The 12,261-nt window shown below is 69.4% G+C and carries 12 protein-coding genes; 6 read left to right on the plus strand and 6 right to left on the minus strand.

All coding sequences use genetic code 11. The annotated features are described in order from the left end of the window. Positions 1 to 7: 7 nt before the first annotated feature. Complete coding sequence (locus KQ307_RS04110) at positions 8 to 781, plus strand: hypothetical protein (protein ID WP_259727043.1); 774 nt, start codon at positions 8 to 10, stop codon at positions 779 to 781. Here KQ307_RS04110 and KQ307_RS04115 read toward each other — a convergent pair. After that, positions 771 to 1,655, minus strand: a complete 885-nt coding sequence (locus KQ307_RS04115) for an NAD(P)-dependent oxidoreductase (RefSeq protein WP_259727044.1) — start codon at positions 1,653 to 1,655, stop codon at positions 771 to 773. The genes KQ307_RS04110 and KQ307_RS04115 overlap by 11 nt on opposite strands. An 82-nt stretch (positions 1,656 to 1,737) precedes the next feature. Between KQ307_RS04115 and KQ307_RS04120 the strand changes: the two genes are divergently transcribed. Further along, a complete protein-coding gene (locus KQ307_RS04120) occupies positions 1,738 to 2,148 on the plus strand; it encodes a hypothetical protein (protein ID WP_259727045.1) in 411 nt (136 codons plus the stop codon). Between the two features lie 14 nt (positions 2,149 to 2,162). Here KQ307_RS04120 and KQ307_RS04125 read toward each other — a convergent pair whose 3' ends face one another. Next, on the minus strand, positions 2,163 to 3,368 hold the full coding sequence (locus KQ307_RS04125) for a phosphoglycerate kinase (RefSeq protein ID WP_259727046.1): 1,206 nt from the start codon (positions 3,366 to 3,368) through the stop codon (positions 2,163 to 2,165). A gap of 105 nt (positions 3,369 to 3,473) precedes the next feature. On the opposite strand from KQ307_RS04125, the gene KQ307_RS04130 reads away from it, so the two are divergent. Genes KQ307_RS04130 through KQ307_RS04140 form a run of 3 tightly spaced genes read left to right on the plus strand, consistent with a single transcriptional unit; the run spans position 3,474 to position 5,754 of the window. Beyond that, complete coding sequence (locus KQ307_RS04130) at positions 3,474 to 3,857, plus strand: universal stress protein (RefSeq protein ID WP_259701764.1); 384 nt, start codon at positions 3,474 to 3,476, stop codon at positions 3,855 to 3,857. Then, complete coding sequence (gene ylqF / locus KQ307_RS04135) at positions 3,857 to 4,810, plus strand: ribosome biogenesis GTPase YlqF (RefSeq protein ID WP_259701763.1); 954 nt, start codon at positions 3,857 to 3,859, stop codon at positions 4,808 to 4,810. The genes KQ307_RS04130 and ylqF overlap by 1 nt, the downstream gene beginning before the upstream one ends. Further along, a complete protein-coding gene (locus tag KQ307_RS04140; RefSeq protein ID WP_259701762.1) occupies positions 4,807 to 5,754 on the plus strand; it encodes an RluA family pseudouridine synthase in 948 nt (315 codons plus the stop codon). The genes ylqF and KQ307_RS04140 overlap by 4 nt, the downstream gene beginning before the upstream one ends. On the opposite strand, the gene KQ307_RS04145 is transcribed toward KQ307_RS04140, so the two are convergent. Continuing rightward, complete coding sequence (locus KQ307_RS04145) at positions 5,751 to 6,266, minus strand: YqhA family protein (RefSeq protein ID WP_259701761.1); 516 nt, start codon at positions 6,264 to 6,266, stop codon at positions 5,751 to 5,753. The genes KQ307_RS04140 and KQ307_RS04145 overlap by 4 nt on opposite strands. Positions 6,267 to 6,318: 52 nt before the next feature. On the opposite strand from KQ307_RS04145, the gene KQ307_RS04150 reads away from it, so the two are divergent. Next, on the plus strand, positions 6,319 to 8,673 hold the full coding sequence (locus tag KQ307_RS04150; RefSeq protein ID WP_259727047.1) for an FdhF/YdeP family oxidoreductase: 2,355 nt from the start codon (positions 6,319 to 6,321) through the stop codon (positions 8,671 to 8,673). Here the strand turns inward: KQ307_RS04150 and KQ307_RS04155 are convergent. The 3 genes from KQ307_RS04155 to KQ307_RS04165 all read right to left on the minus strand — a co-directional run bounded on the left by KQ307_RS04155 (position 8,618) and on the right by KQ307_RS04165 (position 12,239). After that, positions 8,618 to 10,003, minus strand: a complete 1,386-nt coding sequence (locus KQ307_RS04155) for an APC family permease (RefSeq protein WP_259727048.1) — start codon at positions 10,001 to 10,003, stop codon at positions 8,618 to 8,620. The two genes, KQ307_RS04150 and KQ307_RS04155, sit on opposite strands and share 56 nt — an antisense overlap. Positions 10,004 to 10,134: 131 nt before the next feature. Beyond that, positions 10,135 to 10,800 carry a transglutaminase family protein gene (locus KQ307_RS04160; protein ID WP_259727049.1) on the minus strand — a complete coding sequence of 222 codons (666 nt, stop codon included), beginning with the start codon at positions 10,798 to 10,800 and terminating at the stop codon, positions 10,135 to 10,137. Positions 10,801 to 10,802: 2 nt separating this feature from the next. Beyond that, complete coding sequence (locus KQ307_RS04165) at positions 10,803 to 12,239, minus strand: glutamine synthetase (protein ID WP_259727050.1); 1,437 nt, start codon at positions 12,237 to 12,239, stop codon at positions 10,803 to 10,805. Positions 12,240 to 12,261: the final 22 nt, after the last annotated feature.

Below are 12,261 nucleotides of genomic sequence, written 5' to 3' on the forward strand. Positions count from 1 at the left end.
CTAACTTATGAGAGCCCGTCCGGCCGCTTTGATGTCGCTGCTCCGCTCCAGCCTGCCTGCCGTGCTGGCGGCAACAGCGCTGAGCTTCACTCCGGCGAGCTGGGCCGCAGCCCCGAGCGCGGCGCTGCTCCTGAGCCTCGAAACCGCCCTCAACAGTGGGTCGTCGAGCAGTTTGTCAGGCCTGCTGAAGGCCGGCCCCGGGCTCGACCCGGTCCAGCTGGAGGCCCGCTACGGCGCCCTGCGCTCCCGCTTTCCAGATGCCCGCTGGCAGGTGAGTCCGGGAAGCCCGCTCAAGGATGGCCGCAGCACGGTTCAGATCAAGGTCAGCGGCAGCCGCCAGGAGGGGCCCTATCGCTACCGGCTCGAGGCCGAACAGCTGCTGGCCCTGACCAGCGGCGAGGGCCGCCTGACCGGCGAGGAAGTGATCCAGGAAACGAGCACCCTGCGCAGCGGTTCCACCGATCTGCCGATCAGCGTGCTGATCCCGGACGCCGTGCTCACCGGCCAGCGCTACGACGTGGACGTGGTGCTGGATGATCCCCTCGACGGTGCGGTGGCGGCGGGAGGAATCGCCGCGATCACCACCGCCCAGATCAACCAATCCCAGAGCCCTGACCTGGAACTGGCGGCCCTGGGCGGCGGCGGGGTGTTCAAAACCGTTCAGGCCCCCTTTCAACCCGGCAGCCAGACCTGGGCGGTGCTGCTGGTGCACCCGCAAGGCATCGTGAGCACCACCAAACGGGTGCGGGTGGTGGCCGACAAAGCGGCCCTCATCCCCTGAACCAGCGAGCCAGGGCGGCCACATCCTCGCCGCCGTGCCCCGCGGCGATCAGGCTGTCCTCGATCGCCGCCACCTGGGCCGTGATCGGCAGTGCCAGCCCCTCAGCGGCAGCGGCCGCCAGGGCGATGGCCAGATCCTTGCGGTGCAGGGCGAGCTTGAAGCCGAGCGGAAAGGATCCCGCAAGCATGGCCTCGGCGCGGTGCTCCAGGGCCCAGGAGCCGGCAGCTCCGCTGGCGAGGGCCCGGCGCACCGCCGCCATCGGCAGCCCCAGCCTTTGCCCCAGTGCCATCGCCTCGGCCACGGCGGCATAGCTGCCGGCCACCAGCACCTGGTTGACGGCTTTGGCCTGCTGTCCTGCCCCAACCGGCCCCAGGTGGGTGATGCAACCGCCCACCACCTCCAGCAGGGGGCGAACCCGCTCCAGGTCGGTCGCGCCGCCGCCCACCAGCACCGAGAGGGTGCCGGCCCTGGCGCCCTCGGTGCCACCGGTGACCGGGGCATCGAGGTAAGCAACACCCTGGTGCTCCAGGCGCCGCGCCAGGGAGCGGCTGATGCCGGGATCGATCGTCGAGAAGTCGATCACCACCGACCCGGGCCGCAGTCCCGCCGAGGCGGATGCCGTCCCCGCGCCGAACAGCACGGCCTCCACGTCCGGTCCGTCGCTGACACAGAGGCAAAGCCACTCGGCGGCTGCCCCCGCCTCCGCCGGACTGGCCACCGCTGTCGCACCAGCCGCCACCAGAGGTTGCTCCCGCTGCCGACTCCGGTTGTGAACGGTGAGCGGGAAGCCGGCCGCCAGCAGATTCATGGCGATCGGAGCGCCGAGCGCCCCAAGGCCGATGAAGGACACAGCGGGCCGTGAGGATCTGGTCATGGGTGGGGCGGAGCCAGTCAGGACTCAGACGGGTGTTAAGGCCAGCATGGGAGTGTTCACAGGGAATCCGATGACACGATCGATGACACTGCAGCGTTGGTTGCTGCCGCCCGCCACTGCCGCCCTGGCCTTCGCCCTGCAGGTGGGAGCCGGCCAGGCCCAGACGGCACCCATCCCCCAGAAATCACCGGAAGCTGGTCGGCGCATGGAGCAGCTCCAGAAACTCACCGACAGCCAGAAGCAGGAACTGTTCAGTGCCCGTCGCAGCATCGGACTGAAGAGCTATCCCGCCCAGATCGCCATCCTCCAGAAGGGCGAGCGCTGCCTCAGCGGCGCCAGGGATCTTCAGGAACTCAGTGCCTGCCGGCAGGAGGAGTCGAACACCCGCCGTGAGCTGATGGAACGCAACCGGGAGGAGCTGCGAACCGCCTATCAGCGTCTCGGGCTGTCGATGCCGGGCGGTCGCTGGGGAGCTCGCAACAAGAGCCTCTGAGCCGCTGCAGCGGCTCAGGCGTCGTTGAGGGCGGCGACGCCAGGCAGCACCTTGCCTTCCAGCAACTCCAGGCTGGCGCCACCGCCGGTGGAGATGTGGCTCATCTGCTCGGCCACACCCACCTTCTCCACCGCGGCGACGGAGTCTCCGCCGCCGATGATCGTGCAGGTGCCGGTGGCGGTCAGGCCGGCGAGGGTATGGGCGATCGCATCGGTGCCGGCGGCGAACTTGTCAAACTCGAACACGCCCATCGGGCCGTTCCAGATCACGGTCTTGCAGTCGGCCAGGGCCGCTTCGAACGCCTTGATCGAGTCGGGGCCGATATCGAGGCCCATCCAGCCGTCGGGGATGGCATCGATCGCGGTGATCTGGCTGTTGGCGTCGGGGGAGAAGTTGTCGGCCAGCACCACATCGGTGGGCAGCAGCAGCTGCACCCCCTTGGCGGCCGCCTTGGCTTCCAGCTCCCTGGCCAGCGGGAGCTTGTCTTCTTCCACCAGGCTCTTGCCCACCGCGAGGCCGCGGGCCTTGTAGAAGGTGAAAATCATGCCGCCGCCGATCAGCACCTTGTCGCACTTGTCGATCAGGGCTTCGAGCACGCCGATCTTGCTGCTCACCTTGGAGCCGCCCACGATCGCCGCCAGGGGACGCTTCGGCTCATCGATGGCGCCCTGCAGGTACTGCAGTTCCTTCTCCATCAGGTGGCCGGCCACGCTCGGGCTGAGAAATTTCGTCACCCCTTCGGTGGAAGCGTGGGCGCGGTGGGCGGCACCGAAGGCGTCATTCACGTACACCTCGGCCAGGGCCGCCAGCTTCTGGGCGAAGCCGGGATCGTTCTGCTCCTCCTCCGCGAAGAAGCGCACGTTCTCCAGCAGCACCACACCGCCATCGGCCAGGGCGGCCACCTTCGCCTCGGCATCGGGGCCGATGCAGCTGTCGGATTTCTCCACCGGCACCCCGAGCAGTTCGCTCAGCCGAGCCGCCACCTGGGTGAGCCGCATGCCCTCGTTCACCTGGCCCTTGGGCCTGCCGTAATGGGCCGCCAGGATCACCCTGGCGCCATGGCCGGTCAGATAGGTGATGGTGGGCAGGGCGGCACGGATGCGGGTGTCATCAGTGATGGCCCCGGCGTCATCGGCCGGCACGTTGAAATCGACCCGAACCAGGACACGCTTGCCACTCAGCTCGGCGGTGGAGAGGCTGGCCAGGGTGCGCTTCGGCATGGCAGGGGGCGAGACAAAACGATGGCAGAGGTTAGCCCGCAGCCCGTCAGGCGCTAGGACAAGAGCAGGGCCTCCTGGCCCTTCCTCCCCTCAGGACCGTGAACGATGTTCAGCACAGTTCTGTTTCCGATCGACCAGAGCCGCCAGACCATGGAAACCGCCGCCGTGGCCCTGGAGCTGGCCCAGCGTCACGCCAGCAGGCTGGTGGTGCTCTCGGTGGTGGAGCCTGAGCAGGGCGCCATGCATGACGCCGCCGCCGTGGCTGAACTGCTGGAGCAGGCCCGCCAGCATTTCGAGCAGGCCGGGATGGCCTGCGAGGTGATCGAGCGGGAGGGCAAGCCCGCCTTCGTGATCGGGGATGTGGCCGATGAAATCAACGCCGATGTGATCGTGATGGGCACCCGTGGCCTCACCCTCGCGGCCGATGAACCCAGCACCGCCTCCCGGGTGATCCAACTGGCCCCCTGCCCGGTGCTGGTGGTGCCCTGATGGAGGCTGTCGCCACTGGTGGACCAACCCCGGCGGGCCACGGTCTCAGCGTCTCCGCTCCTTCGATCCAGTGGTATCCGGGCCACATCGCCAAGGCGGAACGCCAGCTCAAGGATCAGCTCAGCAAGGTGGATCTGGTGATCGAGGTGCGGGATGCCCGTATCCCCCGGGCCACCGGCCACCCCCGTCTGCAGCGCTGGATGCAGGGCAAGCAGCGGCTGCTGGTGATCAACCGCCGCGACATGGTGAATGAAACCGCCCGGCTGGCCTGGGACCGCTGGCTGCGGGACCAGGGGGAAACTCCCTGGTGGTGCGACGCCAAGGTGGGAACGGGTGTGAAGCAGCTGCAGGAGGCGGCGATCCGGGCCGGCAGCCAGCTCAACGCCCGCCGCAGCGGCCGCGGCATGCGGCCCCGGCCGGTGCGTGCCCTGATGCTCGGCTTCCCCAATGTGGGCAAGTCAGCCCTGATCAATCGTCTGGTGCGCCGGAAGGTGGTGGACAGTGCCCGCCGGGCCGGCGTGACCCGCACGCTGCGCTGGGTGCGGCTGGGGCAGGAGCTCGACCTGCTCGATGCCCCCGGTGTCCTGCCGCCCAGGCTCGATGACCAGCGCGCCGCCCTGCTCCTGGCCCTCTGCGACGACATCGGCCAGGCTGCCTACGACGGTGAGGCGGTGGCCATGGCCTTTCTTCGCCTGCTCGATGAGCTGGCCCGGCGTCCAGCGGCCGACTTCAGCCTTTCCCTGGTGGAAAAGCGCTACGGCGTGGCGGTACCGAGGCTCAACCCCGCCGATCCCCAGACGGCCGTGGATGGTTCGGCCTGGCTGGAGTCGGCCGCCGGCCGTCACACCAGCGGCGACACCGCCCGCATGGCCCAGCGGCTGCTCGACGACTTCCGCCGCTCCCTGCTGGGGGCGATCGCCCTGGAGCTGCCCCCAGCCGCTGCGCCACCGTGACGCCATTCGGCGAGGGGGAAGGCGAGCTGATCTGTCTGGTTTACCCCCGGCCTCTGCCGATGCGACTGGACCGCTGGTTGGTGAGCCAGCGACCGGAGCAGAGCCGCGCCCGCATTCAGAAGTTGATCGAGGCGGGCCTGGTGCGGGTGAACGGCGACACGGGCCGCGCCAAGACCCCCCTGCGCCCGGGGGATGCGGTGGAGCTCTGGATGCCACCGCCCGAGCCGCTGGCCTATCTGCTCCCCCAGGACATTCCCCTGGATGTGCTCTACGAGGACGCCCACCTGATCGTGCTCAACAAACCGGCCGGGCTCACCGTCCACCCTGCTCCAGGCAACAGGGACGGCACCCTGGTCAATGCCCTGCTGCACCACTGCCCTGATCTGCCGGGGATCGGCGGCGAACGGCGGCCTGGCATAGTCCACCGGCTCGACAAGGACACCACCGGCTGCATCGTGGTGGCCAAGAGCCAGGAGGCACTGGTGAAACTGCAGGTGCAGATCCAGAAACGGATCGCCTCCCGGGAGTACCTGGCGGTGATCCATGGGGTGCCGAAAACGGCAAGCGGCACGATCGAAGCGGCGATCGGCCGTCACCCGATCGATCGCAAGAAGTACGCCGTGGTGGAGGAGAGCAAGGGGCGCCATGCCTCCACCCGGTGGCAACTGATCGAGCGGCTGGGCGATTATTCCCTGCTGCGCTTCCAGCTCGACACCGGCCGCACCCACCAGATCCGGGTGCACTGCGCCCACCTCGGCCATCCGATCGTGGGCGATGCCACCTACGGGCGCTGCCGCAAGCTGCCCCTGGCCCTGCCCGGCCAGGCCCTCCATGCGGAGCGGCTGGGCCTGGACCATCCGATCACTGGCGCGCGGCTGCTGTTCGAGGCGCCGTTGCCGGAGCGCTTCGCCACCCTGCTGGACCTGCTCAGGAGCCGGGGCTAACCATCCGCGCCAGCCTGGGTGGGCCCGGCCTGGTTTTCGCCGCCGTACAGCTTGAAAGCCAGCAGGGCGGCGGTCACCAGCACCGTTCCAGCGCCGGAGTAGAGCAGCTCGATGCCATTGGATTGCTGGCCCTTGATCGAGCTCTCCAGATGGCTGAAGGTTTCCAGGAAGGAAACGGCCATCGAGAGGATCAGGAAATTGGCGAACATGCTCTTGACCTCATGGAAGCTGCGCACCCGGATCGGCTCCGGCAGGTTCAGTTCGCGCACGAACAGGGAGAACATGCCGATGGCCAGGGTCAGGCAGCCGCTGCCCACCAGGAACAGATCGATGGCCTGCAGGATCTGGACCTCGAACTGGCTCAACTTCTCGAAATTCCCCCAGAAGGCCTCATCCAGCTGGTCCACCACCAGATGGGCTCCCATCAGGTAGGTGGCCGCCGTCGCGGCCAGCAGCCCGAGAACGGCAACGACGATCAGAAAACGCGCCTTCGGCAGGAAGCGATGGATCATGGGGTGGCGGTCAGCGAAGCCGACAGATCAAGGGAGAAGATCCTTAGTTTGATTGCCTCTGCTGTTCGTCGCAGCGATGGGCGACGCAGCGCCGGCCGGATTCAGCCCCCCCGAGTCCAATTCCCCTGCTGGCCCGGGCACCCCCAGCCTGGGCGGCGGCTGGCCCGTGATCGACGGCTGGGCCAAGGCCACCCTCTCCCCCCGCGGCCCGCTGCTGTGGCAGACCCTGCTGCACAAGAGCGCCTGCCTCTCCTGCGCCTGGGGCACCGGCGGTCAGAACGGCGGCTTTGTCGATGAGCTGGGGGAACCGCTGCAGCGCTGCCTCAAGAGCGTCGAGGCGATCAGCGCCGAACTGCAGGCAGCGGTGCCGGAATCCGTCTTCTCCGGCCGCAGCGTCAGTGAGCTCCAGCGCCTGAGCTCCCTGGAGGCCGACCGGCTGGGGCGCCTCAGCCATCCCCTGATCCTGCGCGAGGGCCGCAGCCACTACGAACGCCTCGGCTGGGACGACGTCTTCGAGCTGGCCGAGGCCTCCTTCAAGGTGCCGCCGGAGCGGCTGGCCTCCTACAGCTCCGGCCGCTCCTCCAACGAGGCCGCCTACCTGCTGCAGCTGCTGCTGCGGGCAATGGGCTCGAACAACCTGGCCGACTGCTCCGATCTCTGCCACGCCCCCTCCACCGTGGGGCTGGGCGAGGTGTTCGGCTCGGGCACCTCGATGGTGAGCCTGGAGAGCCTGCAGCAGGCCGACTGCGTGGTGCTGGTGGGCTCCAACGCGCCGGCCAACCACCCGCGGCTGATGAACGAGCTGATCCGCCTGCGCGAGCGCGGCGGAGCTGTGATCGTGATCAACCCGGTGCTGGAGGTGGGCCTGCTCAAGTTCGGCTCGCCCGCCTTTCCGATCAAATCGATGCTGCGGGGTTCGGAGATCGCCTCGCTGTTCCTGCAGCCGGTGCCGGGCAGCGACACGGCCGTGTTTGTGGGGATCCAGAAGGCGTTGCTGGAAACCGGCCACGTGCGCCATGACTTCCTCGCCGCCCACACCGAAGGGTCCGAGGCGGTGCTGGAGCAGCTGCGCGCCACCGGCTGGGAGGCGATCACCGCCTGCTGTGGCCTCAGCCGTGAGGAGATCGAGCATGCCGCCGCCGTGATCGCCCGCGCCAGGGGAGTGGTGTTCGCCTGGGCGATGGGCATCACCCATCACGCCAACGGCACCAACAACGTGCACGCCATCGCCAACACGGCCCTGCTGAGCGGCAACGCCGGCCGAAGCGGAGCGGGCACGATGCCGATCCGCGGTCACTCCAACGTGCAGGGCTTCGGCTCGATGGGCGTCACCGTGAAGCTGCGGGCCGAGATGCAGGCCGCCCTCGAGGCGCTGCTGGGCCGCCCGCTCAGCCGCGTCCCCGGCTACGACACCCGCGCCCTGATCGGGGCCGCCGAAGCCGGTGCTGTCGACACCCTGCTCTGCCTGGGCGGCAACCTCTGGGGCGCCAACCCGGATTCGGAGCAGGCCCGCCGCGCCCTCGGCCGTATCGACACCGTGATGTACCTGGCCACCAAGCCCAACCAGGGGCATTTCCATGGGCTTGGCACCCGCCAGACCCTGGTGCTGCCGGTGTTCAACCGCTTCGAAACACCGCACCGCACCACCACCGAAGCGGGCAACAACTTCGTGCGCCTCAACGAGCCGGGCCACACCCACCTGAAACGCGCCGATCTGATCAGTGAGGTGGGCTTCCTGGCCGAGCTGGCCCGGCGGCTGATGGGCTCAGGTCCGATCGACTGGGGCCGCCTGCAGGATCCCGTCTATGTGCGCCAGTTGATCGCCCGCACCGTGCCCGGCTACGGCCCGATCGCCACGATCGATGCCACCAGGCGCGAATTCAGTGTGGAAGGACGGCTGTTCGAGCGCCCCTGCTTCCCGACCCCATCAGGGAAAGCACGGATGGCCCCCACACCCCTGCCGGCGCTGACGCTGCCTGAGCCGGACCAGTTCGGCGGCCTGGCGCCGGGAGAAGCCGGCCTGGTGCTGGCCCTGATCACCGCCCGCAGCTACTCCCAGCACAACACTGTTGTCTACAAGCAGGGCGATGCCTACCGGGGCATGCCGCACCGCCAGACAATCCTGATGAACCGGGCGGATCTGGCCCGCTCAGGCCTGAGCGCCCACCAGCGCGTGACAGTGCAGGGCGAAGCCGGAACCCTGGAGGGGATCGAGATCATCCCCGGCGAGATCCGCGAGGGCGCCGCCCTGATGTTTTACCCGGAGGTGAATGCGATCATCCAAGCCCCGGTGGATCCCCGCAGCGGCACTCCCGCCTTCAAACGGGTGCCGGTGCTGGTGCGGGGCGGGCTCAGGCCGGCGGCGATGGCGTCAGGCGCCGCGTCAGCCGATGCAGGGGAAAGCTGAGCAGGATCAGGCCGAGGGCGCCGGCGCTGTTGGCGGTGTCGTTGCGGATGGCGGCGATCAGGAAGGCGAAGGACCCCAGCCACACGATCGCGGCGCTGATCGGATAGCCCGGATCGCGGAAGGGCCGCTCCAGATCCGGCTCCCGCCAGCGCAGCAGGACCAGGGCGGTGATTCCGCTCAGGTAGAGCAGCACATAGAGAAAGGAGGCAATGCCCAGCAGGATCGTGAAATCGCCGAAAATCACCAGCAGGCCGGCGCTGGCAGTGGTCACCACCAGCCCCAGCACGGGGGTGCCGCTGGCGCTCACCGCAGCGAACTGGGGCAGGAAGAGGCCTTCGCGGCTGAGGCCGAAGAGGATGCGCGGCGCGCCCATCACCACGGCATTGACGAGCCCGAACGAGGAGATCAGGGCCAGCACCACGATCAGCTGAGCGCTCCAGGCCCCGAAGATCACCTCGGCCGCATCGGCCAGAGGCAGCACCGACCCGGCGATCCGCGAGACCGGCAGCAGCCGCAACAGCGCCAGATTCACCAGCAGATACAGCCCCGCCACGCTGAGCACACCACCCACCAGGGAGCGGGGCAGATCCTTGCTGGGCTCGGCGAATTCCTCGGCGAAATAGATCGGGCTGTGCCAACCGTCGTAGGTGGTGATCACGGCCTGCATGGCGAACACCACGCCGATGCCGAGGCTGATGCCTGAGGCCGCGATCGGCTCTGCGGAGCCTGTGGCATCCAGCAGCGGTTCGGCCAGGCCCGCCAGATCTCTGGCCGGGGCATGCAGGAAGCAGGCCGTGATCAGGCCGAGGAAGGCGATGGCCTTGCCGAGGCTGAGGATCTTCTGGCTGAGGCTGCCGGCCTCCAGGCCCAGCTGCTGGATCAGGGCGAAGCCCACGAGCACCAGCAGGGCCACCACCTTGCTGCCCACGGGCAGGGCGGGCAGCAGACCGATCGTGTAGTCGCCGATGGTCACGGCCACCCAGGCCAGCCCGGCGCAGTGCCCCACCCAGTCGATCCAGCCCACGGTGAAGCCGGCCTGATCCCCCAGGGCCCGCCGGGCATACACGGTCCAGCCGCCGGCACGGGGCAGGCTGGCGCCCAGCTCAGCCACCGCGAGCGCACCGAGCAGGGCATAGAGCGCCCCCGCCACCCAGGCAGCCACGATCAACGGGCCGCTGCCCAGTTGCGCAGCCACCAGCCCCGGCGTGCGCAGGATGCCGGCACCCACGGTGCCCCCCACCGCCCCGGCGATCCCGAAGCTCACTCCCAGGATGTGCAGCAGGGTGGACGGCGGTGCCGGTGGGGCCGCAGCCTGGTCGGGAGGGGACATCGAGCACCTGGCGATCAGCGCGGGATCCGAACCGGCTCCCGCCATGGGCGAGTCTGCTCGCTGGTGAGAATGCCGTTCGTCTTGGCTGCGGAACACCTCCCCCAGCTAGTGCACCACCCACCAGGCGTGGTTCATGGCTGCCAGTCGGGCAGGGAGTGGCGCAGGGCGACCAGGTCCGGGGCCTGGCGCAGGGCCGTCACCACCGCGGCCAGGGGCTCTGCGAACACCTGCGGATCGGTGCGCTCGCCGGGGAGGCGCGCCGAGTAGGCCAGAGAGAATGCCGGTGGCTCGAAGCGGGTCGCCACTCCCTCGCGATCGCCGCGAGCATCGAGTGGATGCCAGCCGAAACCGGGCAGCGCCACCCAGTTGAAGCCATGCAGGACGAAGGGCGGACCGCTGTCGTTGAGACAGAGGCGCTGATACCCGAAGCCAGCCGGGATCCCGTTCGCCCGCAACAGGGCCGCCAGCAGATGGCTTTTGGCGAAGCAGATACCGCTGCGCCGCTCCAGCACCTTCGAGGCCGTGCAGGTCACTGGTGTGGCGGCAGTGGCAGTGGTGGCAGTGGTGGTGCCCATGGATGTGGGGCCTGCGCCGACGATGTCGAAGCTGTGGCGCACACGGTCGCGGACCCAGAGAAAGCAACGTTCGGCCACCTGCAGCTGGGTGCCATCGCCCAGTTGCCGCGCCAGTGACCGCACGACGGGTGTATGCCAGTCAACGATCGCGCTGCTGGCCAGATGGTCTTCGGCTGGTGGGGTCGTTGGGCTCCAGCTGGCAGTGGGGCTCGGCTCGTTCATGCTCAAAGACCAGTGAGGGGCCAGGCGCGGGTGGAGGCGATCAAGGCCTCCTCGGGGAGGGCATCACTGCGGCGCACCTCAGCCTGGCGTGACTCCGCCACGGTGCGCTGCAGAGCCTCCCCCATCGCCTCCCTCAGCACCGGGCTGGCCTCGAACGCCTGCACCGCCTCCGAGAGGGTCTGGGGAAGCCGCGGGGCCACGGCGGCAGATGCGGCGGCGGGGTCGCCCGAAAGCGGCGGCGGCAGGGACCTGGGCTGCTGCAGGGCGTTCTGCGCCACCCCCAGCACCGCGCCCACCAGCAGGTAGGGGTTGGCGCTGAGATCGGCCACTTTGAGCTCCAGGTGGCCGGGCTCACCCCCACCGGCCGGCACCAGGCGCAGGGCCGCCTCCCGGTTCTCCACCCCCCAGACCTGGAAAGGCGCCGCCCAGCGGCCCGGGGCCAGCCGCTTGTACGACACCGCCAGGGCGCAGGCCAGGGGCATCAGGGCCGGCAGCTGCTCCAGCAGACCCGCCAGCAGCGCTTCCCCCCGGGCCGTGAGGCCAGCGGTGCCCGTGCCGCCACCGAGAAGGGGCACACCCTGGTCCGCCACGCTCAGGTGCAGGTGGCCGCCATTGCCCACCAGATCAGCCGTCACCACAGGGGCGAAGCTGCAGATCCAGCCGAAGCGACGGCTCACCTGCTGGATCACCAGGCGCGCCGCCACCAGGCGATCGGCGGCCTCGAGCGGCGGCGCCGGCGCCAGCGCCAGCTCGAACTGGCCGGCGCCGTACTCCGGGTGCAGCTGCAGCCAGGAGAGCTCGGCCGCATCGAGGGCCTCGGCCACGGCAGTGAGGTAATCGAGCCCCTGCACCAGGCGATCAGCGCCGTAGGGGCCGCCCACCACCGCCGGACTCCAGCCCCCGGCACCGCCAAGCGGCTGGGGCAGCCCCACCATCCACTCGATCTCGAAGCCAGCCAGGGCGCTCAGGCCGGCAGCCGCGAAAGCCGCCTGCTGCCGGGCGCAGAAACCGCGCTGATCCAGGGCATAGACCTCACCATCGCGGCCATGGCGGACGCCCGGGGCCCAGGCCCAGCCGGAGGCAGGGTCGAGCGGGCGCAGCGCGGTGAGATCGGGCTTCAGGCGCAGGTCGCCATCAGGGCGGGCCAGGCTCTGCTGCGGATCGATCAGGCCCGTGGCCCCGAAGGCATCGGCCACCGGTGAAAAGCCCACTCCCTGGCTTGCCACCAGCGCCAACCGCTCCAGCGGCACCCCCTTCACCAGCACCGATCCGGCGTGATTCACGAAGGTGATCGCCAGCCGGCGCAGGCCGCGCTCCAGCAGTGCGGTGGTCTGGGCGGTGGTCTGGGCAGTGGTCTGGGCGGTGGCGCTGGGGAGGTCCGGCACGGCAAGGCAGCCACGGGCCAGGAAATCATTGCCCGATTCGGTGACAGAGGCCATGGTGGAGGCCGCGGTCCCTGCT

It is taken from the genome of Synechococcus sp. CS-1326 (genome assembly GCF_025128115.1).
GTDB lineage: Bacteria > Cyanobacteriota > Cyanobacteriia > PCC-6307 > Cyanobiaceae > Regnicoccus.